Raw genomic sequence first — 19,711 nt, forward strand, 5'->3', positions numbered from 1 at the left:
GCCGCATGCCCGAGTTCACCGACGCGCACGGGGTCGCGATCGTCTACGACGTCCATCCCGCGCAGGGTGCGCAGCGGGCGGTCGTGCAGCTGCTGCACGGCGTCGGCGAGCACGCGGGCCGTTACGCCGAGCTGGCCGAGGTGCTCACCGCCGCCGGCTTCACCGTCTACGCCGACGACCACCGCGGCCATGGACGCACCGGCATCCGGCAGCACGGTGACCCGAGCAAGCTCGGCAAGCTCGGCCGGGGCGGACTGCACGCCGCGCGCGACGCGTGCGCCGAGCTGACCCGCATCATCGAGCGCGACCATCCCGGGGCGCCCATCGTGCTCCTCGGCCACTCGTGGGGATCGTTCCTCGCGCAGATGCTCTTCGACGACCGGCCGGACGCCTACGCCGGACTCGTGCTCTCGGGGTCGGCGCTGCGCTGGCCCGGATCGCTCAACTCCGGCGACCTGAACGCGCCGTGGAAGGCGCCCGGCGCGAACGGCGTCGAGTGGCTGAGCACGGATGTCGCCGTGCAGCAGAGCTTCCTCGACGACCCACTGACCACGACGACAGCGCTGCCCCGACTGTTCGGCCCCGTCGAGACGCTCAAGCTCATCGGCCGGCCGCGTCGCGACCTCGGGGTCGACGTCCCGGTCCTGCTCATGGTCGGGCGCGACGACACCGTCGGCGGCCCGCGGAGCGTCCACCGTCTCGCCGACGCATACCGCACGCGTTCGGGTCTGACGGACGTGACCACACTCGTGTACCCGGGTGCCCGCCACGAGATCTTCAACGAGGCGGTGCGGGGCGACGTGCAGGCCGATCTGCTCGCGTGGCTCGACGCTCGCTTCCCGCGGGGCTGAGCCGGGGAAGCGAGCGTCGGGGTCACCGGGCGGGGCCGCGCCGGATCGCCGTGACGAGCGGGCGTGACGCGAGGAGCGCCAGCGCGACCGCGCCGAAGCCCGCGACGAAGGTCGCCGCGATGACGGCCATCGTGAGCGGCGCCACGACCAGGCTGATCCCCACGATCGGGAGGGCCAGCGCCACTCCGACGACGGCCCCGCCGGCGGCCGCCCAGCGCAGGGGCAGCATCACGGTGATGCGACGTGCCCGGGCGAGCTCGGCGGGTTCCATGCCGAGACGGTCGAGGCCCACGATGAGCTCGCGGTCGTCGAGCACCGACGCCGCCTGACTGACGCCCACCGAGGCGGCGAGCAGGATGAAGCCCGCGCCCAGCGTGACGAGGACGCCGGTGCGGATGTCGGCGAACAGCGTCATCCCGGGCTCGTCGCCGGCGATCTCGGTCAGCGCCATTCCGCTGCCGCCGACGACCGCGATGAACGAGATCATCGCGATGCTTGACACGCGGCGCCACGCGGTGGGGGCGTGTGCGGCGAGCTCGCGGCCGGCGACGAGCTGAGCAGCCGTCCGGGCGCGCCGCGCCATCGACCGTCCGCGCGCCGCGACGATCGGAGTCCCGATGAGGTTGACCAGCGCGAGGGCGCCGGCGAACAGGGCCAATAGCACCACGATCGACGCAGCGGGGGCCAGGACTGCGCTGACGCTGCTGAACTGGGCCACGATGGTGCCGACGGCGACGATCGCGATCGCGGAGATCACGAGGGTCCGGGTGCGTCGCGGCGGCGCCTCGGTGCGGCGGCGCACGCCGAGAGGGGTCAGCCGCACGCGACGCAGGCTCGCCGCCGCGCTCACGGTGGCGATGAGACCGACCCCGATGACGACGACGAGGACGATCGGCCACCCCGCCCACACCGCGGCGGCGCCGACGGGCCCGCCGAAGAAGGGGAGCAGCCCGACCAGGGGCAACGCGACGCCGTAGGCGGCGGCGCCGACGACGGCACCGGCGAACGCGACGACGGATGCCTCGCCCACCGCCATCGCTCCGACCTCCGTGTTGGTGGCCCCGAGGAGCCGCAGCGTCGAGAGGCGGTCGTTGCGGCGGCGGCTCGACAGGCGGGCGGCGGCAGCCCCGAGGGTCGCCGTCGGGACGGCGAGGAGGATGAGCGCCAGGACGCTGAGCACGCCGTAGAGGAAGGCCATCTCGCCCGCACGTGGGTCGGTGAGAAACATGCGCGTGCCGCCCGCGACGATCAGCATGAGCATCGTCGTCATGGCGAAGGCCGTCAGCGGCAGGACGATCGCCGCCGACCCCTGCCGCGCCGGCCGGGCGAGCAGGATCGTCAGAGCTGCGACGCGGCCGATGCCGCCCGGCGCCTCGGAGGCGTGCGCGAGCGGAGCGGGAGGCTGCGGGAGCGAACCGGTCGCGACGACGGCGCTCATCGGGTCGCCCCGGTGGCGGCCGCGCCCGCACGCGCGGGGCCGGCAGACGAGTCGACGATGCGCCCGTCGCGCATCCGGAGGACGCGGTCGCAGCGGCGCGCGACCTCCGCGTCGTGCGTGACGACCACGAGGCTGCGTCCCTGACCGGTCGTGGCGTGCAGCAGCGCGTCGAGCACCTCCGCCGAGGTGGTGGAGTCGAGGGCTCCGGTCGGCTCGTCGGCGAACACGACGGGAGCGCCGGTCACCTGAGCCCGGGCGATGGCGACGCGCTGCGCCTGTCCGCCCGAGAGCTCGCCGATGCGACGGTTCTCCATGCCCGCGAGTCCCAGCGCGCCCAGCCACGCCGCGGCGTGAGCCTCGGCGGCCGCGCGGGCCGTGCCCACGAGAAGCAGCGGCAGCGCGGCGTTCTCGACAGCGGTGAGCTCGGGAAGCAGCAGGTGGTCCTGGAAGACGAAGCCGAGGCTGCTGCGCCGGACCGCGGACCGGTCGGCATCGGGCATCCCGACGAGCTCGCGCGGCGCCGTACCGGGAGCGGTGAGGCGGACGGAGCCGGCATCGGGCGCGATGATCGCGGCGAGGCAGTGCAGGAGCGTCGTCTTTCCCGACCCCGATGCGCCCATGATCGCGACGGCCTCGCCGGCGCGGACGGTCAGGTCGACGCGGTCGAGCGCGGTGAGCGGCCCGTAGCGCTTCACGAGCCCGCGGGCTTCGAGGACGGGGGCGGAGTCGATGGTGGGGTTCATGTCATCCACTCTTCCGAGCGGGGCCCGCGCCGTCGTCCGTCGCGAGGTGTAACGGCATCCATCGGGCGACCGATCCTCCGCCCGGTCCTAGGCTGGACGCATGCACGGCGAATACAAGGTCCCCGGAGGAAAGCTGGTCGTCGTCGACCTCGAGGTGCGCGACGGCCGCATCGCCGATTTCCACCTGGCGGGCGACTTCTTCCTCGAGCCCGACGACGCGCTCGCCGACATCGATGCGGCCGTGACGGGTCTGCCCGAGGAGTCGGATGTCGCCACCATCGCGGCCGCCGTGCGTTCGGCGCTGCCCGACGGCGCGCAACTGCTCGGCTTCACTCCCGAGTCGGTCAGCACCGCGGTTCGCCGCGCGATGATCACCGCCCCGGGCTGGCGCGAGTTCGACTGGGAGGTCGTCCACGACCGCGCCGTGTCGCCGAGCATGAACCTCGCGCTCGACGAGGTCCTCACCACCCGCGTCGGCGACGGGCGCCGCAACCCCACCCTGCGCATCTGGGAGTGGAACGAATCGGCCGTCGTCATCGGGTCGTTCCAGTCGTACCGCAACGAGGTCGACCCCGAGGGCGCCGCGAAGCACGGCTTCGACGTCGTGCGCCGCATCTCCGGCGGCGGCGCGATGATGATGGCGGCGAACTCGATCGTGACGTACTCGCTGTACGTGCCGGCATCCCTCGTCGCCGGGCTGACCTTCGCCGACTCGTACGCCTTCCTCGACGACTGGGTGCTCGAGGCCCTCCGCTCGCTCGGCATCGAGGCGACGTACCAGCCGCTCAACGACATCGCCTCGCCTTCGGGCAAGATCGGCGGCGCCGCGCAGAAGCGTCTCGCCAACGGCGGGGTGCTCCACCACGCCACGCTGTCGTACGACATGGACGGGCAGGTGCTCACCGAGGTGCTGCGCATCGGCCGCGAGAAGCTCAGTGACAAGGGCACCGTCTCGGCCGCCAAGCGCGTCGATCCGCTGCGGAGCCAGACGGGTCTGCCGCGCGACGCGATCATCGAGCGGTTCATCGAGGTGTTCTCGAAGCGCTACGGCGCGGTTCCCGGCACGATCTCGGACGAGGAGTACGCCGAGGCCGAAGCGCTCGTCGAGTCGAAGTTCGCGACGGACGCCTGGCTCAAGCGCGTTCCCTGACCCGCGGCGTCGTCAGCGGCGCGTCTGCGACACAGCCCAGTGGGCTCGGGCGAGACCGCCGAGCGGCGCCCGCGTCAGGGTGGCGGCATCCGATTCGCTCAGGATGCCGCCGTCGACCGCCACGCGCAATGCGGTGGCGATGTCTTCCCGTGCCTGTTCCTGTCGTGAGCCCGGCAGCGCGCCGACGGCGGCGCGCAGGGCTTCGACTCCCGTCGGCGGAGTCGAAGACCCCCCGGCGCGACGCCCGGCTCGGACGATGACGGCGACGGTGACGGCGGACGCGATGCCCTGCACGGCGAAGGCGCCGATGGTGAGGCCGGGGGCGCCGGCGTCATCGGAGCGCAGCGCGACGATGATGATCGCGAACGCGGCGAAGAGCACCGAGACGGCATTGATGGACAACTGGGAACCGCTCGCCTCGACGCGCCCGCTCGCCAACTGCCGCCACAGCACCGGACGCGATGCCGCCGCCACGATCGCCAGCGCACCGGCGACGAGGGTCGGCACGGTCAGGTCGGATGCCGTTCGGGCGGGGATCACGACGACCCCGGCGGCGATGATCGGTAGGAACTCCAGCAGTGCGACGCCCAGTGAGCGGAACATCGACCGGCGGCCGACCGGCCGGCGGCGCTCTTCGTCCGACACGTCCAGCAGATCCTGGACCGCCGGTTCGTCGGCGAAGGCGGCGCGCTCGATCAGCGCGGCGTCGAATCCGCGCCCGGACTCCACGAGTTCGCGGGCCGCGGAGGCGGCGGAGCTCTCAGGCATCGTCTTCTGCTCTCACCCGCACCCCGTCAACCGACGAGCGCTCGCACCGATGCGTAACCGTCGGCCACGACCGTCGGCACCGACGGCGCGGCGCCGAACATGCGCGTCGTCCGCTCGTCCGGCGTCCATCGCGGCCAGCCCGGACCGCCGGTCCGGACGAACGACACGGCGGCGCCGTGCATCGCGTCGGCCAGCTCCTGCGGCGGCTGTGGCCCCGCGAGCTTCGCGACGCCGTCGGCGCACAAGACGTCCCACCAGAACGGCACATCGAGGCAGTGCAGCGCCCAGCGCTTGGTCGGCGAGGGCCAGCTGAATCGGTAGGCCCACGTCGAAGAACCGCCACGGGTCCGGGCGACGAGGGGCACGGTGTCGCGGAAGATGCGGTCGGTGGCGTAGCGGCCGAGGAATGCGGCGGTGCCGAGTCGTCGCTGCGTACGGTTGTCGCGGATGTAGCGCCAGCGCATCGCATGGCCGACCCCGAGTGCGGCAAGCGCCAGCGCCGGCGGGACGAGACGCAGCGGGCTGGCGACCCCGTCGGTGATCATCGTGAACTCGTCGTCCGTCGTGCCGAGCACGAGCGACTTGTCCGCGCCGACGCCGGCAGCGAGCGCATCGAGGGTCGGGCGCGGGATGAGCTCGCCGTCGACGACCGGTCCCCATGTGAGCCCGTCGGCGAGCCGCGAGCGCACCGAGGCGATGATGCTGCCGTGCCGCTCCGATTCCAGCGCTTGCTGCGCCCCGAGCACCGTGAGCTCGTCCACGCCGGCGAACGCCTCTCGGGTCGGGGCGATCCCGAGGCGCGCCGCGAGCCGGCCGGTCGCCGTCGCCGCCCGGGCGGGCGGCACGTTCGTCAGGGCCGCAGAGATGGACAGCACGCGATGGAACAAGTGCTGTGCATCGGGCATCCCGAGCAGAGTGAGCACCGCGCCGCCGCCGGCGGACTGCCCGGCGATCGTCACGTCATCGGGGTTTCCTCCGAACACGGCGACGTTCGCCCGCACCCATTCGAGGGCGGCGATCCAGTCGCGCACGGCGCGGTTGGTCGGGGCGCCGGGGAGGAGGCCGAAGCCGTCGAAGCCGAGGCGGTACGAGACCGTGACCACGACGATGCCCGCCCGCGCGAACGAGCCGCCGTCGTACCAGGGGCTCGCGGGGGAGCCCTGCACGAAACCGCCGCCGTGGATGTACACGAGAACCGGATGCCGTGCGCCGGTGCCCGCCTCGCCAGACGAGTCCGGCGCGAACACGTTGACCGACAGGGTGTCGTCGCCGGGGATCGACGGCTCGGGGATGAGGGTGTCGCCGTGGTCACCGCGCTGCGGCGTCGGTCCGTAGGCGGTCGCGTCGCGGACGCCGTCCCACGGCTCGACGGGCACGGGCTCGCCGAAGCGCCGTGCGCCGGTCGGCGGCTGCGCGTACGGGATGCCGAGGAAGACGAGGGTTCCGTCGGGGCGACGCGTGCCGCGCACGCGGCCCGCCGCGGTGGCGTGAACGAGGTTCCCGCCACCGCTTTCCCCCGCTGCGGCGCTCATCGCGTCCTCCGGGCGCGACGCATCAGCCGGGGGCGGGTTCGGGCGCCGAGCTCCTGCCGGCCGGCGGGGATGAGATACGCCAAGCGGACGATGAGGATGACAGCTGTCAGGACGACCCATGCGGTGTCGCGCCCGGTCAGCGCCTGCAGTGGCGCGGCGGCGACCGGGGCCGCGGCTGTGACCACCGCGAGCGCGTAGAACACGATGTTGCGTCGGTACCGGCCGCTGATCGAGAACGGTGACACCTCGTACGCGAGGACGAGGACGGCGACGACGATCGCGGTCGCGAGGGAGAGTACGGCGTTGTCGGAGGCGTCGGCGAACACGGCCGGCAGCACCAGGACGAGGGGATAGACCCCGCCGAACTCGAGCAGGAGATTGCCCCACTTCATATGCAGGCCGAACTGATCGTCCTGCAGGCGCGACAACGAGCCCGACGCGTTCGCGTAGACCTGCGTGGCTCCCAGAGTCAGGATCGTGGCGACCAGCAGGAAGATCCGCAGCGCTTCGGAGAAGTCGGTGATCGTCAGCGAGAAGCCGAGCAGGAAGGTGAGTGCCGCCAGGACGGCGCCCGCCTCACCCGTGCTGACGGACGTCTCGTCGGCGCGCAGGCCGGGTCGGTCCTCGACCTCGAAGGTCGAGACCTCGAAGAACGTCCCCTGCACGCTCTTGATGACGCTGGTCACGGCGTTCGCGTCGGCGCTCAGCAGATCGAACAGGTGATCGGTCGCCGCCACCGGGACGAGGACGCGGTCGTCGGGATCGGCGACCAGCTGCCGGCTCTTCAGCTGGAAGTAGAGACGGTCCTTGCTCGGACCGAAGTAGGCGTGGATGCCGCGCGATCCGACGAAGCCGCTCCGGGTCAGCAGGTCGATCATCGCGACGTTCCTGGGGCTGGTCACCGTCGTGGCCGAGGGCCGCGGCGACATCCCCTTCACCGTGTCGGAGAAGTGCCGGACGAGCCGCGCTCCGATCCCGGCGCGCTGGTGGTCGGGATGAACGGCCAACGCGGCGAGGTAGACGTGCTCGGGGCCGAGTCGTTCGGTCTGCAGCATCCCCACCACGGAGTCGCCGATGACGGCGAGCGTGATCTGTTCACCCGCCAAGGCGCTCTCGAGCTCGCCCGGGTGAGCGGGCTCGACGTCGTCGCGCCCGGGCGGGAAACACAGCCTGTCGAGTTCCCGGACAGCGGGAAGATCATCGGGACCCGCGGGGCGGAGAGAGACGGAGACGGTCGCAGACACAGTCCGAAGCTAGCGGACTCCGCGGCGCCTCGGTGAGGCGACCGCGGGTCAGGCGATGCGGCGGACCTGCACCGTGATGCGGTCGGCCGTCGGATGCTGCGCGCACAGTTCGTCGGCGACGGCGCGGGCCACCTCGGGGGTGCGTGCGGATGCGGCGACGGAGATGGCAGCGGCAGCGGTCACCACCTCGCCATCGGCCGTGACGAGGACGCCGTTCATCGGTGCCGCCGTCTCTCGGTGGAGCGCGGATGCCGCTGCTCCCAGCACGCGGGTCAGCGGCGGGCGGGGGTCGTGCACGGCACTGACCCCGGGCACCTCGACGAGGGGGCGCGGAGCCGACGGGTCGACGATGGAGACGGGCTCGATCATGCGGTGTCCTTGGGCGGGAAGGGACGGTGGAGGTCTTCGACGGTGACGTCGACGGCGGTGACGTTCAGCTCGGTGTGGTGGGCGAGCGCGTCGGACACCGCCCGGCGGACCGCTCCGGCGGCGGTCGGCAGCGACTCGCCCCACGCGACCGACGCGGTGATGTCGACGGCGATCGGCGCATCGGGCACCTCGACGTCGCCGATGATGCGCGAATGGCCGATGAAGACGCCGTCGATCGCGTCGCCGCTGGCGCGGATGAGCGCTTGCACGGCTCCCTCGGTGACGGTCATCGAGACCCGGGGATCGGGATGCGAGAGCGGGATCGAGCGCCCGGCCCGCAGCTCGGCCCGCACCGCGTTCATCACGCCGTGGAACCAGTTCTCCGAGGGCTCGGGCATCTCCGCGGCATCCGCCGCGATGAGCTCGCGTGACAACCGCCCCGCGCGCTCGAGCGCGTCGAGGGCGTTCAGACAGTCGGGACAGGTCTCGATCTCGGGGTCGTACGGCGAGCGACCGCTGTCGAGGTAGTCGCTGATCTCATCGATCGTCTTGCCGCACTCGAGAGTCATGCCATCGGCATCCATCAGCGCCACCCCGCCATCTGGATCGTGATGCTGGCGCGGGCGCGGGACAGGTTTCCTCGAACGGTGCTGAGAGGGAGGTTCATCTCTTCTGCGATCTCGGTATAGCTGAGCGACCCGACTTCTCGGAGCAGCCAGCAGCGGCGTTGGGCTTCCGGCAGCGCATCGAGTGCAAGAGAGAGCGCTTGCAACTGTGCGTTGCGGATGGCAGCGGCCTCGGGGAGGAGACCCGCCTCCGCGGCTCTGTCGAATCCGTCCAGTGTGTCATGGTCGGGGCGCTTCCTGAGATGCGCATACGCCTCGCGGCTCGCGATCTTCATCAGCCACGCCTTCACGGCGTTCGGGTCGCGCAAGGTGGACAGCTGCCGCCACGCGGTGAGGAAGGCCTCTTGCACGACGTCGTCGGTCTCCGAGAGGGTACCGACGATGCGGTACACGTAGGCGCGGACGATGCGGGTGTGCCGATGAAGGAGGACGTCGAAGGCATCGGCGTCTCCGGAGGCGGCTCGGGCCGCCAGGATGCCGTCGGGCGCGGCCTGCAGGTCGGGGTTCGACCCGCTGTCTTCGGCTCGCATCGTTCCCCCAGAAAACTTCTCGAACTTTTTTGTGACGAATCCGGATGAGCCGCCCTCTTATCTGTAGAGCGAACGTAACGCTCACCGAATGACGAGCCGAGAGCTTGCATCGGACAACGCAGACAGATAAGGAAACGTCATGGCTGAGGACCAGAAGAACACCGCCCCCGCTGCTGAGACCACGAAGTCGCAGGCCGCCGCGCCGCAGGCTTCGCGCGTCGACCGCACGTTCTCGTCGTCGCGTGTCCCGGCCGACACCGATGCCGCGGGCAAGACCACGATCGCCGACGGCGTCGTGGCGAAGGTCGCCGGCATCGCAGCCCGTGAGGTCGCCGGCGTCTACGCCCTCGGTGGCGGCGGAGCCCGCGCCTTCGGTGCGATCCGCGACGCCATCAACGCCACCGACCTGTCGCAGGGCGTCAAGGTCGAGGTCGGCGAGACCCAGGCCGCAGCCGACCTCACGATCGTCGTCGAGTACCCCGCGCCGATCCAGGAGGTCGCTGACAACGTCCGTGCCGCCGTTGCCGGTGCCATCAGCCGACTCGTGGGCCTCGAGGTCGTCGAGGTCAACGTCGAGGTCAACGACGTGCACATCGCCGGCGCTGACGACGACGACGAGTCCGAGTCGCGCGTCGCATGAGCGCCACCGTCTCGGGTGCGCTCATCGGCGCCATCCTCGCCGCCGCCGCCCTGCTGTTCGGCTTCTGGGGATTCCTCCTCGTCGCCCTCTTCATGGCGATCGGTGCCGCGGTCGGCCGCATCGCGTCCGGCAAGCTCGACGTCCGCGGGCTGGCCGACGTGCTGACCGGGCGGCGCACCTCGTCATGACCGTCGCAGAGGCCATCCGTCCCGGTGGCGGCGTCACGGCCGCCACCGGCGGGGCGTCCGGTCTCGCCGGACGGGTCGATGTGCGCGAGCGCGTGGTGCGGAAGGTCTCGGAGCAGATCGCATCCCAGGTCATCGGCGTGGACGTCGACCGTGTGTCGGTCACGGCATCCGATCACCGGGGTGGGGTGGCCGTCCGCATCCAGGCGCCGTTCCCCGTCCCGTCGCTCGACGACACCGAAGCGGTGCGAGCCGCCGGAGCCGTCGTCGACATCGCCCGTGAGGCCCAGCGCCGCGTGCAGGAAGAGCTCGGCCGCGTGCTGGGCAAGCCCGTCACGCGCGTCGACATCACCGTCATCGGCGCCACGACACCCGCAAGGAGGAGAGTCCGATGAGCAGTCCCGTGCTGCGCCGCGTCGTGCGGCGTGAGACGCACTCGCCGCGCACCGTCGCGATGATCGTCGCCGTCGTCCTCGTCATCCTCGCGCTCGTCTACGTCGGTACGGAGATCGTGCTGAACCTCGCCGGTCAGCCGGCCCTTCTCCTCGGTCCCGCCGCCGCCTTCGGGTGGGTCGTCGGACTCCCGACGGAGGTGCCGGTCGGCGTCAGCGTCGCCATCGGCGCGGTCATCGCGGTGCTCGGCGTCATCCTCGTGGCGCTCGCCGTCGCCCCGGGCCGCCTGTCGAAGCACCAGCTCGTCGTCGGTGAGAGCGCCGTCGTCGCCGACAACGGCGTGATCGCCTCGGCGATCGCGCAGCGGGTCAGCGACGAGAGCGGATTGCCCCGCGACCAGGTGCGGGTCGGTGTCGGCCACCGCTCGGTCGATGTGACCCTCACCCCCGCGGTGGGAGTCCCCGTCGACGAGACGCAGGTCCGCGCCCTGGCGGACGCGGAGCTGGAGTCGTATCGGCTCGCGTCGAAGCTGCGCACCGCGGTGCGGGTCGAACGGCCCCGCGAACAGGAGGAGAACGCATGAACAACACCAATCGCGCGGTCAACCGCACGATCCTCCTGATCCTGGGACTGGTGCTCGTCGTCGTCGGCGGCGGAATCATCGCCGGCGCGGTGTGGCCGGCAGCCGCCGACACCTGGACCTCGGTCGGGTCCGGGGCCGAGGACTGGGCGAAGCAGGCGTGGGATGCCACCGTCATCGCGGGCACGAGCCTCACCTGGCTCGCCGTCGGCGTGCTCGCCGCGCTCGCGCTGCTGGTCGTGCTGCTGATCGTTCTGGTCGTGCGCAGCATCCACGGCCGCCGCCGGCCCGCACTCCGGGCGACGGGTGCGGAGAGCGACCTCGGCCGCATCACGGTCACCGAGGGATTCGCGGCGGACGCGCTGAAGAACGCGCTCGCCGACCGCGACGAGATCCTCAGCGCCCGTGTCACCGCGAACGACATCAAGAAGCAGCCGGTGCTGCACGTCAGCGTCACTCCGCGGCAGAACACCTCGCCGCTGCACGTGGCCGGGACCGTCGAACGTCTCGTCGGCAACCTCAGCGCTCTGACGGGTCAGCAGCTCACGACCTACATCTCCATCCACACGGGGCTGCGCGCGAAGCTGGCGCATGACCAGCGCCGCCTGTCCTGACCGCACACGTCCACAGCCCCGCCCGGGGCGTCACCACCGAAGGAGAGGAGCCCATCATGGGTCTCGACGACAAGATCAAGAACGCCGCCCAGGACATCGCCGGCAAGGCGAAGGAGGCCATCGGCAAGGCGACCGACAACGACAAGCTCGAAGCCGAAGGCAAGGCCGACCAGGTCAAGGCCGAGGCGAAGAAGACGGGCGAAGACGTCAAGGACGCCTTCAAGTAAGTCGCGTGAACGCAGAGGGGGGTGCCGGGCCGGCATCCCCCTCTCGTCGTGCGTGCGTGGTTGTCGACTGCGGTATCAGCCGTCGCGGCGCGCGCCCGCCGACGGGCTGACCGAGAAGATCGTCGGAGCCGCGTAGCCGGCATCCGCGAATGCCTTCTCGACGGCGCCGGCCACCGCGTCGACGGCACCGGTCTCGACGAGCGCGATCGCCGCGCCGCCGAAGCCGCCGCCGGTCATCCGGGCCCCGATGGCGCCCGCGCCCCGCGCCGTCTCGACGGCGAGGTCGAGCTCGGGCACGGAGATCTCGAAGTCGTCGCGCATCGAGACGTGCGAGGCGTCCAGCAGCGATCCGATCGCCCGCGGCCCCTGCTCGCGCAGGGTGCGAACGGTGTCGAGAACGCGCTGGTTCTCGGTCACGATGTGGCGCACGCGGCGGAAGGTGACGTCGTCGAGGATGCCGGCGGCGCGGTCGAGGTCGTCGACCGACAGGTCGCGCAGCATCGGGACGCCCATGAGCTGCGCGCCCTTCTCGCACGAGGCACGGCGCTCGCCGTAGCCACCCGTGGAGTGCGCGTGCTTGACGTTGGTGTCCATCACGAGCAGCGTCAGCCCCGCGGCGGCGAAGCCGAGCTCGACCTCGTCGGTCTCGAGCGAACGGCAGTCGAGGAACGTCGCGGCATCCGGCTCACCGAGCATCGAGGCCATCTGGTCCATGATGCCCGTGGGCGCTCCGACGGCCTCGTTCTCGGCGCGACGGCCGACCTGCGCGAGCGCGACGCGGTCGAGTCCGAGGCTCCACAGCTCGTTGAGCGCCGAGGCGGTGGCGCCTTCGATCGCGGCGGACGACGACAGGCCCGCGCCGACCGGCACGTTCGACGCGAACGCGAGATCGGCGCCGGTCAGCGTGGTCGGGTCTGCGCCGGCGGCCTGGATCAGTGCCCAGGCGACGCCCAGCGGGTACGCGGACCACTCGGGCACGGCGTGCTCGCCACCTGTGGTCGGGAAGATCGCGTCGAGGTCGGCGATCGCGACCTCGACCGGCACGGTGTCGAACGTCGAGATGACCCGCAGGCGCCCGTCCGTGCGGGGGGCGAGCGCGACGTGCGTGCGGTGGGGAGTGGCGAACGGGAACACGAAGCCGTCGTTGTAGTCGGTGTGCTCGCCGATGAGATTGACGCGGCCCGGGGCCGACCATTCGCTCGTCGCGGTCGCGCCGAGGGAGGCCAGCAGGTCGCGCGCGTCGGTGCGCGGATCGGTGTCGGTCACAGGGTCACTCCTTCTACAGCCTCGCGAATACGCGCAGCCGCGGTCTCGGGCGGGATGTCGCCGATCCAGGCGCCCATGGCGGCCTCGGACCCGGCGAGGAACTTGAGCTTGTCGGCTGCGCGGCGCGGGCTCGTCAGCTGCAGGTGCAGGCGGGCGGTGTCGCGGGCGTGGCGGACCGGTGCCTGGTGCCATGCCGCGATGTACGGCGTCGGGGTCTCGTACAGTGCGTCGATCCCGCGCAGCAATCGCAGGTAGAGCGGGGCGAGCTCGTCGCGCTCGGCCTCGTTCGTCTCGGCGAAGTCGGCGACGTGCCGGTGGGGCATGAGGTGCACCTCGATCGGCCAGCGCGCTGCGAACGGGACGAACGCCGTCCAGTGCTCGCCGCGGAGCACGACCCGGGGACCCGCCTGCTCGAACTCGAGGATGCGCTGGAACAGATCGGGAGCCGTGCGGTCGATCGAGTCGAGCAGGCGCGTCGTGCGCGGTGTGATGTATGGGTAGGCGTAGATCTGCCCGTGCGGGTGCGGCAGGGTGACGCCGATCGCCTCGCCGCGGTTCTCGAACGGGAACACCTGCTCGATGCCGGGGAGCGCGGACAGCGCGGCCGTGCGATCGGCCCACGCCTCGATGACGGTACGGGCGCGGGTGACCGTCTGGGTTCCGAAGGATCCGGCGTGCTCGGGGGAGAAGCACACGACCTCGGTGCGTCCGACGCTCGTGCGGGTGCGGCCGAGGCCCAGGTGCGCGAGGTCATCGATGCCGCGGGGCGGGTCGGATGCCGCGGGTGCGCCGCCGAACGCCTCGGCGAGGGCGGGGCCGAACGACGGCGACTTGTTCTCGAAGACGGCGACGTCGTAGCGCGACGGGATCTCGGAGGGGTTGGTCGGCGTCTGCGGGGCGAGCGGGTCGAGCTCGGCCGGGGGCAGGAAGGCGCGGTTCTGGCGCGATGCCGCGATCGAGATCCAGTCGCCCGTCAGGATGTCCTGCCGCATCGTCGCGGTCTCGGGGCGGGGGTCGAGGGTGCGGGCGTCGACGGCGCGCTCGGGGCCGAGCGTCGTGTCGGGGTCGTCGTAGTAGAGAAGCTCGCGGCCGTCGTCGAGGCGCGTGGAGCGTTTGACGACGCCCGCGCCGAGCGGCACGGCGGGAGGGGCGCTGATGTTCACGATAACACGCTACATTCCGGCCGTGATATCGTCAACACACCCCGACGAGAGGACCGGCATGCGCGTCTCGATGGCCCAGGTGGCGGCTCACGCGGGCGTCTCGGCGCAGACCGTCTCGCGTGTGGCCAACGGCAGCCCGCGCGTCGATCCCGCGACGCGTGCCCGGGTCGAGGCGTCCATGGCGACGCTCGGCTACCGCATGCATCGCGCCGCCCGGGCGCTGCGCACCGGCCAGACCCGCACGATCGGCCTCGTCGTCTCGACCCTCGCCTCGGTCGGCAACTCCCGCATGCTGCAGGCCATCGCCGACGCGGCGGCTGAGCGCGACTACGCCCTGGCCGTGGTGACGGTCGCCGGTGCGCGCGACATCGCGGAGGCGTTCGCCCAGCTGCGCGACCAGGGCGTCGACGGAGCGATCGTGCTCAACGAGGCGACGCGGCTCGCTCGCGACACCGCACCGCCCGCCGACCTCCGCCTCGTCGTCGTCGACTCGCCCCCCGACGACCGCTTCGCCATCGTGCAGACCGACCACGCGGGAGGCGCCCGACAGGCGACGCAGCACCTGCTCGAGCTGGGGCACACGACGGTGCACCACCTCGCGGGGCCCGCAGCCTCGTTCGCGGCTCAAGAACGCGAGCGCGGGTGGCGCGAGGCGTTGATCGACGCGGATGCGGCGGTACCCGAGGTCGTCCGCGGCGACTGGACCTCACGCGGCGGTCACGCGGCCGGTGCGGCGCTCGTGGATGCCACCGCGGTGTTCGCCGCGAACGACCAGATGGCGCTCGGCCTGCTCCGTGCCTTCAGCGACGCCGGTCGCGAGGTGCCGGACGACGTCGCGGTCGTCGGATTCGACGACGTGGTGGATGCCGCGGAGTACCGGCCGCCGCTGACGACCGTCCGCCAGGACTTCGACGCCCTCGGCGCACGTGCCGTCGAGGCGCTCGTGGAGGTCATCGAGTCGGGCTCGACGGCCCCGGCGCACACCATGCCCACCGAGCTCGTCGTCCGCGCGAGCTCTGCGCTGAGGTGAAGCGCCCGCGTGAGCTCAGCTCGGCATGTGGGTCCGGTCAGACGGATGCCGCCCGGCGCGCCTCCCAGCCGGTGCGCACCATCTCGTCGACCGAGTAGCGGTTGGCCCACTCGAGGTCGCGGGCGGCGAGCTCGCCGGTGGCGACGATGCGGTCGGGGTCGCCGGGGCGACGCGGGCCGATCCTCGGGGTGAAGTCGATGCCCGTGATGCGGGCCATCGCGTCCATGATCTCGCGGACCGACAGGCCGTTCTGCGACCCGAGGTTGTAGGCCGGCTCGACGTTCTCTCCGGCCGCGAGGCGCTGGGCCGCGACGACGTGGGCGGCGGCGATGTCGGCGACGTGGACGTAATCGCGCACGTTCGTGCCGTCTTCGGTGTCGTAGTCGTCGCCGTTGATCTGCGGGGTCTCGCCGGCGATCAGCTTCTCGAAGACGATGGGGAAGAGGTTGTGCGGGCTCGTGTCGTACACGGACGGGTCGCCCGAACCCACGACGTTGAAGTAGCGCAGCGAGGTGTGGCGCAGGGGTGCGGGGGAGCCCGCCGTCGCGACCGCCTGATCGCGCAGCAGCCACTCGCCGATGAGCTTCGACTCGCCGTAGGGCGATGCGGGGCGCTTGGGCAGGTCCTCCGTGACGAGCGGAACGTCGGGAGTGCCGTAGACGGCGGCACTGGAGGAGAACACGATCTTGTCGACGCCCGCGGTCTCCATCGCCTCGAGCACGATCCGCGTGCCCTCGACGTTCTGCGCGTAGGTGTGCAGCGGGCGCGTCACCGAGACGCCGGCGTACTTGTAGCCGGCGACGTGGATGACGCCCTCGACGCCGTGCTCGCGCAGGGCGCCCTCGACGAGCGGGCGGTCGAGGATCGAGCCGCGGACGAACGGCACGCCCTCGGGGACGAACCCGGCGTGACCGCTCGACAGGTCGTCGAGGACGACGGGGTCGAGACCCGCCGCGGCGAGGGCGCGCACGACATGCGCGCCGATGTATCCAGCACCACCGGTGACCATCCAGCTCATGACATCCATCCTGCCCGATCGCGGCGGGGCTTCCTCGCGCTCACTCCTCGCGGTGGCCGAGGTCGGGCGCGGCGACGAACGCGGCGACGGGATCGATGACGTGCTCGAGCTCGACGACGACGATCTCGTTCGCCCCGGCACGCGTCGCGGGAGCGGGCACGTACAGGGTGCGCTGCGGGCCGTTGCGCCAGTACCGCCCGAGGAAGAAGCCGTTGACGAATGCGAAGCCCTTGCTCCAGGCATCCGTGTCGAGGAAGAGGTCGGCGGGCTCGTCGAGGTCGAACGTGCCCGCGAGACCGGTGCGTCCCGCCGTCGTCTGCTCCGAAGCAGCGGGGATGCCGGCGGCGACGGCCGCGAGGCCGACGGGCTGCGCCGACCAGCCGGTCAGCTCGCGTCCGCCGAGGGCGACGGGGCCGACGAGGCCCTTGTTCTCGCCGAGACGGACGTCGTAGTTGACGCGCCCCTGATCCTCGACGAGCACGGTCAGCCGCGACCCGCGCGGGATCGGCAGCGAGCGTTCGTGCAGCGCGCGCTGCAGGCGGCCGACGGGTGCGCCGTCGACGGCGATCCAGGCGAGGTCGCGGACCTCGGCGACGGCGAGCACGGCGCTGTCTGAATCTCCGAACGCCTCGGCGGGCAGCGCGATGTCGTAGCGCACGAGGGGGCCGAGTTGTCCGAGTTCCTCGAACGTCGGGGGAGTGACCGCCGCGCCCGCGCCGGAACCCGCCGCGGGGAGCCAGTCGCCCGTCGCCCGCAGCGGAACCGACAGCACGGGGGCCGCGGGCCGCGCGGGCGGCACCTCGTCGGGCACCGGGGCGTAGCGGGCGATAACCTCGCGGAACGCGTGGTACTTCTCGGTCGGGTGGCCCGATTCGTCGAGCGGTGCGTCGTAGTCGTACGAGGTGACGATGGGGGCGTAGCGGCCCTTGTCGTTGGCGCCGTTCGTGGTGCCGAAGTTCGTGCCGCCGTGGAGCATGTAGATGTTCACCGAGGCTCCCGCGGCGAGCAGGGCGTCGAGCTCGGATGCCGAGGCGGCGGCATCCGTGGTGTGGTGCACCCCGCCCCACCAGTCGAACCAGCCGTCCCAGAACTCCGAGCACATCAGGGGCCCCGTCGGCTGGTGCTCCCGCAGCGTCGCGAGGCGCTCGGTGGCGCGCGAGCCGAACGATCCGGTCGTGTGCAGGTCGGGGAGCGTGCCGGCGGCGAGCATGTGCGGCTCGGGCTGGTCGACCGTGGTCAGCGGCACCGTGATGTCGCAGGCTCGGGTGAGCTCGGTGAGCGTGCGGAGGTAGTCGTGGTCGGAGCCGTAGGCGCCGTACTCGTTCTCGATCTGCACGAGCACGACGTTGCCGCCGCGGTCGATCTGGCGGGGCGCCACGATCTCGTAGACGCGCCGCAGGTAGGTGCTGACCGCCTCGACGTACTGCGGCTCGGAGCGGCGCAGGCCGATACCGGGCGTGCTCGTGAGCCACACGGGAAGTCCGCCGTTGTGCCACTCGGCGCAGATGTACGGGCCGGGGCGCACGATCGCGTGCATGCCCTCCGCCGCGATGAGGTCGAGGAAGCGCCCCAGGTCGTTCCAGCCCGTGGCATCCCATTCGCCGCGCACCGGCTCGTGGGCGTTCCAGGCGACGTAGGTCTCGATCGTGTTGAGCCCCATGAGCCGTGCCTTGCGGATGCGGTCGGCCCAGTGGTCGGGGTGGATGCGGAAGTAGTGCAGGGCTCCCGCGATGACGCGGTGCGGGCGCCCGTCGAGGAGGAAGTCGGTCTCGCCGATGCTGAAGGTCGTCACGCGGTCACTCGATTCGTTCCGGGGTTCAGGCGCACGCTCACGCGCGCCCAGGAGAGCGGGGGAAGGGTCAGGGTCACAGCGCTGTCGCTGACCTCGACGGCGAGGGATGCCGGGGCGACGGGCTGCGACGATGCGCTGTTGACGGTGTGCCGGTCGCCGCCCGCGGGGACGGTCAGCACGAGCGCCTCGGCGCGCGCGGCCGAGCGGTCGAGGTCGATCGTGACCGGCGTCTCGGCGTCGAGACCCCGATGCACGAGGAAGATCGACAGCTCGTCGCCCGCGATCGTCGCGACCGCGTCGACGGCGCCCACGTCGCCGTAGCGCGCGGTTGGGATGACGCCGGTGTCGATGACCGGGACCATGACATGGCCGGATGCCGCGGCCGCGGTCAGTTGGAACGGGAAGAAGGTGGTCTGCCGCCAGGCGGCGCCGCCCGGCTCGGTGCGGATCGGCGCGATGACGTTGACGAGCTGCGCGAGGTTCGCCATCGAGACGCGGTCGGCGCGGCGGAGCATCGTGATGAGGAGGGACCCGACGACGACGGCATCCGTCACTGTGTAGTCGTCCTCGATGAGGCGCGGAGCGACGGGCCAGTCGCCGGTGAACACCTCGGGCTTGTCCACTTCGTTCCACCGGGTCTGGTTCCAGACGTTCCACTCGTCGACGCTGATGCCGATGGGGGTCGTGATGCCGCGCTCGGCGCGCACCTCGTCGATGATGTCGGCGACCTCGCCGATGTAGGCGTCGAGGGCGGCGCCGGAAGCGAGGAAGCTCGCGGGGTCGCCCGGGGTCTCTTCGTAGTAGGCGTGCACGGAGATGTGGTCGACGAGTCCCGCGGTGTGGCGGAGCACGGTGCGCTCCCACTCGCCGAAGGTCGGCATCTCGTGGTTCGAGCTGCCCGCGGCGACGAGCTCGACGTCGGGATCGATGAACCGCATGAGCCGGGCGCTCTCGGCAGCGAGGCGGCCGTACTCGTCGGCGGTCTTGTGGCCGATCTGCCAGGGGCCGTCCATCTCGTTGCCCAGGCACCAGAGCCGGATGCCGAAGGGCTCGGCGCGCCCGTTCTCGCGGCGGCGCTCCGACAGCGCGGTGCCGCCCGGGTGGTTGGCGTACTCGAGCAGATCGGCGGCCTCGGCGACGCCGCGCGTGCCGAGGTTCACGGCCTCCATGAGCTCGAGCCCGGCCTGCTCGGCCCACGCGGCGAACTCGTGCAGCCCGACCTGATTGGTCTCGGTGCTATGCCACGCGGCATCCAGGCGCACGGGGCGCTGGTCGCGCGGGCCGACGCCGTCCTCCCACCGGTAGCCCGAGACGAAGTTGCCCCCGGGGTAGCGCACGACCGTCGCGCCCAGCTCGCGCACGAGCTCGAGGACGTCGCCGCGGAAGCCGGCGTCGTCGGCCGTGGCGTGACCCGGCTCGAAGATGCCGTCGTACACGCAGCGTCCCATGTGCTCGACGAAGGTGCCGAAGAGTCGCCGGGGTACGACAGGGCCCGGGGCGGACGTGTCGAGCGAGATGCGGGTGGGGGAGGTCATTGCTCTTCTCCTGGGGG

Annotated in this window: 22 protein-coding genes; 9 read left to right on the plus strand and 13 right to left on the minus strand. The window is 71.8% G+C overall.

Annotation, left to right across the window (positions count from 1 at the left end; genetic code table 11):
- Window positions 1-5 precede the first annotated feature (5 nt).
- Window positions 6-851 (plus strand): alpha/beta fold hydrolase, encoded by an 846-nt coding sequence (locus C1N74_RS02690; protein ID WP_137749909.1) that lies wholly within the window; start codon window positions 6-8, stop codon window positions 849-851.
- A 22-nt stretch (window positions 852-873) separates the two neighbouring features.
- Here the strand turns inward: C1N74_RS02690 and C1N74_RS02695 are convergent, their stop codons facing one another.
- Entirely contained in the window at window positions 874-2,289 is a 1,416-nt protein-coding gene (locus C1N74_RS02695; protein ID WP_137749910.1) for an FtsX-like permease family protein, read from the minus strand.
- Window positions 2,286-3,032 (minus strand): ABC transporter ATP-binding protein, encoded by a 747-nt coding sequence (locus C1N74_RS02700; protein WP_023952554.1) that lies wholly within the window; start codon window positions 3,030-3,032, stop codon window positions 2,286-2,288. The genes C1N74_RS02695 and C1N74_RS02700 overlap by 4 nt, the downstream gene beginning before the upstream one ends.
- 100 nt (window positions 3,033-3,132) lie before the next feature.
- On the opposite strand from C1N74_RS02700, the gene C1N74_RS02705 reads away from it, so the two are divergent.
- Entirely contained in the window at window positions 3,133-4,182 is a 1,050-nt protein-coding gene (locus C1N74_RS02705; protein ID WP_137749911.1) for a biotin/lipoate A/B protein ligase family protein, read from the plus strand.
- 12 nt (window positions 4,183-4,194) lie between these two features.
- On the opposite strand, the gene C1N74_RS02710 is transcribed toward C1N74_RS02705, so the two are convergent.
- Genes C1N74_RS02710 through C1N74_RS02735 form a run of 6 tightly spaced genes read right to left on the minus strand, consistent with a single transcriptional unit; the run spans window position 4,195 to window position 9,251 of the window.
- Window positions 4,195-4,950: a hypothetical protein gene (locus C1N74_RS02710; RefSeq protein WP_137749912.1), complete on the minus strand. Its 756-nt coding sequence runs from the start codon at window positions 4,948-4,950 to the stop codon at window positions 4,195-4,197.
- 26 nt (window positions 4,951-4,976) lie between these two features.
- Window positions 4,977-6,482, minus strand: a complete 1,506-nt coding sequence (locus C1N74_RS02715) for a carboxylesterase/lipase family protein (protein WP_137749913.1) — start codon at window positions 6,480-6,482, stop codon at window positions 4,977-4,979.
- On the minus strand, window positions 6,479-7,726 hold the full coding sequence (locus C1N74_RS02720) for a GNAT family N-acetyltransferase (RefSeq protein WP_137749914.1): 1,248 nt from the start codon (window positions 7,724-7,726) through the stop codon (window positions 6,479-6,481). The genes C1N74_RS02715 and C1N74_RS02720 overlap by 4 nt, the downstream gene beginning before the upstream one ends.
- 48 nt (window positions 7,727-7,774) lie before the next feature.
- A complete protein-coding gene (locus C1N74_RS02725; protein WP_103841333.1) occupies window positions 7,775-8,095 on the minus strand; it encodes a hypothetical protein in 321 nt (106 codons plus the stop codon).
- The gene (locus C1N74_RS02730; protein ID WP_258317981.1) at window positions 8,092-8,679 is read right to left on the minus strand and encodes an Asp23/Gls24 family envelope stress response protein; all 588 of its coding nucleotides are present in this window, start codon (window positions 8,677-8,679) and stop codon (window positions 8,092-8,094) included. The genes C1N74_RS02725 and C1N74_RS02730 overlap by 4 nt, the downstream gene beginning before the upstream one ends.
- Window positions 8,679-9,251 (minus strand): RNA polymerase sigma factor, encoded by a 573-nt coding sequence (locus C1N74_RS02735; protein ID WP_023952541.1) that lies wholly within the window; start codon window positions 9,249-9,251, stop codon window positions 8,679-8,681. Before C1N74_RS02735 ends, C1N74_RS02730 begins: the two co-directional genes overlap by 1 nt.
- A 139-nt stretch (window positions 9,252-9,390) precedes the next feature.
- Here C1N74_RS02735 and C1N74_RS02740 point away from each other — a divergent pair, with 139 nt between their 5' ends.
- Genes C1N74_RS02740 through C1N74_RS02765 form a run of 6 tightly spaced genes read left to right on the plus strand, consistent with a single transcriptional unit; the run spans window position 9,391 to window position 11,890 of the window.
- The gene (locus C1N74_RS02740) at window positions 9,391-9,891 is read left to right on the plus strand and encodes an Asp23/Gls24 family envelope stress response protein (RefSeq protein ID WP_023952540.1); all 501 of its coding nucleotides are present in this window, start codon (window positions 9,391-9,393) and stop codon (window positions 9,889-9,891) included.
- A complete protein-coding gene (locus C1N74_RS02745; RefSeq protein WP_023952539.1) occupies window positions 9,888-10,079 on the plus strand; it encodes a DUF2273 domain-containing protein in 192 nt (63 codons plus the stop codon). Before C1N74_RS02740 ends, C1N74_RS02745 begins: the two co-directional genes overlap by 4 nt.
- A complete protein-coding gene (locus C1N74_RS02750; protein ID WP_023952538.1) occupies window positions 10,076-10,471 on the plus strand; it encodes a hypothetical protein in 396 nt (131 codons plus the stop codon). Before C1N74_RS02745 ends, C1N74_RS02750 begins: the two co-directional genes overlap by 4 nt.
- Window positions 10,468-11,052, plus strand: coding sequence for a hypothetical protein (locus C1N74_RS02755; protein WP_023952537.1), 585 nt, complete (start codon window positions 10,468-10,470; stop codon window positions 11,050-11,052). The genes C1N74_RS02750 and C1N74_RS02755 overlap by 4 nt, the downstream gene beginning before the upstream one ends.
- Window positions 11,049-11,663: a hypothetical protein gene (locus C1N74_RS02760; protein ID WP_137749915.1), complete on the plus strand. Its 615-nt coding sequence runs from the start codon at window positions 11,049-11,051 to the stop codon at window positions 11,661-11,663. Before C1N74_RS02755 ends, C1N74_RS02760 begins: the two co-directional genes overlap by 4 nt.
- A 56-nt stretch (window positions 11,664-11,719) precedes the next feature.
- Complete coding sequence (locus tag C1N74_RS02765; protein ID WP_023952533.1) at window positions 11,720-11,890, plus strand: CsbD family protein; 171 nt, start codon at window positions 11,720-11,722, stop codon at window positions 11,888-11,890.
- A gap of 75 nt (window positions 11,891-11,965) precedes the next feature.
- Here the strand turns inward: C1N74_RS02765 and galK are convergent, their stop codons facing one another.
- Complete coding sequence (galK, locus tag C1N74_RS02770) at window positions 11,966-13,156, minus strand: galactokinase (protein WP_064956256.1); 1,191 nt, start codon at window positions 13,154-13,156, stop codon at window positions 11,966-11,968.
- Entirely contained in the window at window positions 13,153-14,313 is a 1,161-nt protein-coding gene (gene galT, locus C1N74_RS02775) for a galactose-1-phosphate uridylyltransferase (RefSeq protein WP_064956287.1), read from the minus strand. Before galT ends, galK begins: the two co-directional genes overlap by 4 nt.
- Before the next feature lie 64 nt (window positions 14,314-14,377).
- Between galT and C1N74_RS02780 the strand changes: the two genes are divergently transcribed.
- Window positions 14,378-15,349 (plus strand): LacI family DNA-binding transcriptional regulator, encoded by a 972-nt coding sequence (locus C1N74_RS02780; protein WP_137749916.1) that lies wholly within the window; start codon window positions 14,378-14,380, stop codon window positions 15,347-15,349.
- A gap of 37 nt (window positions 15,350-15,386) precedes the next feature.
- Here C1N74_RS02780 and galE read toward each other — a convergent pair whose 3' ends face one another.
- The 3 genes from galE to C1N74_RS02795 are packed head-to-tail and all read right to left on the minus strand — an operon-like array spanning window position 15,387 to window position 19,694.
- Window positions 15,387-16,367 (minus strand): UDP-glucose 4-epimerase GalE, encoded by a 981-nt coding sequence (gene galE, locus C1N74_RS02785; RefSeq protein WP_137749917.1) that lies wholly within the window; start codon window positions 16,365-16,367, stop codon window positions 15,387-15,389.
- Window positions 16,368-16,407: 40 nt separating this feature from the next.
- Window positions 16,408-18,159 carry a beta-galactosidase family protein gene (locus C1N74_RS02790; RefSeq protein WP_137749918.1) on the minus strand — a complete coding sequence of 584 codons (1,752 nt, stop codon included), beginning with the start codon at window positions 18,157-18,159 and terminating at the stop codon, window positions 16,408-16,410.
- Window positions 18,156-19,694 (minus strand): alpha-N-arabinofuranosidase, encoded by a 1,539-nt coding sequence (locus C1N74_RS02795; protein ID WP_137749919.1) that lies wholly within the window; start codon window positions 19,692-19,694, stop codon window positions 18,156-18,158. The genes C1N74_RS02790 and C1N74_RS02795 overlap by 4 nt, the downstream gene beginning before the upstream one ends.
- Between the last annotated feature and the right edge of the window lie 17 nt (window positions 19,695-19,711).

The sequence above is a fragment of the Microbacterium sp. SGAir0570 genome, assembly GCF_005491085.2.
GTDB classification, from domain to species: Bacteria; Actinomycetota; Actinomycetes; order Actinomycetales; family Microbacteriaceae; genus Microbacterium; species Microbacterium arborescens.

What these genes read in the sequence shown, in the direction of transcription:
- C1N74_RS02705 (WP_137749911.1), top strand. Translation starts at nt 3,133, where the DNA reads ATGCACGGCGAATACAAGGTCCCCGGAGGAAAGCTGGTCGTCGTCGAC.
- C1N74_RS02740 (WP_023952540.1), top strand. Translation starts at nt 9,391, where the DNA reads ATGGCTGAGGACCAGAAGAACACCGCCCCCGCTGCTGAGACCACGAAG.
- C1N74_RS02725 (WP_103841333.1), bottom strand. Translation starts at nt 8,095, where the DNA reads ATGATCGAGCCCGTCTCCATCGTCGACCCGTCGGCTCCGCGCCCCCTC.
- C1N74_RS02700 (WP_023952554.1), bottom strand. Translation starts at nt 3,032, where the DNA reads ATGAACCCCACCATCGACTCCGCCCCCGTCCTCGAAGCCCGCGGGCTC.
- C1N74_RS02780 (WP_137749916.1), top strand. Translation starts at nt 14,378, where the DNA reads ATGCGCGTCTCGATGGCCCAGGTGGCGGCTCACGCGGGCGTCTCGGCG.
- C1N74_RS02710 (WP_137749912.1), bottom strand. Translation starts at nt 4,950, where the DNA reads ATGCCTGAGAGCTCCGCCGCCTCCGCGGCCCGCGAACTCGTGGAGTCC.
- C1N74_RS02690 (WP_137749909.1), top strand. Translation starts at nt 6, where the DNA reads ATGCCCGAGTTCACCGACGCGCACGGGGTCGCGATCGTCTACGACGTC.
- C1N74_RS02760 (WP_137749915.1), top strand. Translation starts at nt 11,049, where the DNA reads ATGAACAACACCAATCGCGCGGTCAACCGCACGATCCTCCTGATCCTG.
- C1N74_RS02765 (WP_023952533.1), top strand. Translation starts at nt 11,720, where the DNA reads ATGGGTCTCGACGACAAGATCAAGAACGCCGCCCAGGACATCGCCGGC.
- galE (WP_137749917.1), bottom strand. Translation starts at nt 16,367, where the DNA reads ATGAGCTGGATGGTCACCGGTGGTGCTGGATACATCGGCGCGCATGTC.
- C1N74_RS02795 (WP_137749919.1), bottom strand. Translation starts at nt 19,694, where the DNA reads ATGACCTCCCCCACCCGCATCTCGCTCGACACGTCCGCCCCGGGCCCT.
- C1N74_RS02750 (WP_023952538.1), top strand. Translation starts at nt 10,076, where the DNA reads ATGACCGTCGCAGAGGCCATCCGTCCCGGTGGCGGCGTCACGGCCGCC.
- C1N74_RS02745 (WP_023952539.1), top strand. Translation starts at nt 9,888, where the DNA reads ATGAGCGCCACCGTCTCGGGTGCGCTCATCGGCGCCATCCTCGCCGCC.
- C1N74_RS02695 (WP_137749910.1), bottom strand. Translation starts at nt 2,289, where the DNA reads ATGAGCGCCGTCGTCGCGACCGGTTCGCTCCCGCAGCCTCCCGCTCCG.
- C1N74_RS02715 (WP_137749913.1), bottom strand. Translation starts at nt 6,482, where the DNA reads ATGAGCGCCGCAGCGGGGGAAAGCGGTGGCGGGAACCTCGTTCACGCC.
- C1N74_RS02730 (WP_258317981.1), bottom strand. Translation starts at nt 8,679, where the DNA reads ATGGATGCCGATGGCATGACTCTCGAGTGCGGCAAGACGATCGATGAG.
- C1N74_RS02735 (WP_023952541.1), bottom strand. Translation starts at nt 9,251, where the DNA reads ATGCGAGCCGAAGACAGCGGGTCGAACCCCGACCTGCAGGCCGCGCCC.
- C1N74_RS02755 (WP_023952537.1), top strand. Translation starts at nt 10,468, where the DNA reads ATGAGCAGTCCCGTGCTGCGCCGCGTCGTGCGGCGTGAGACGCACTCG.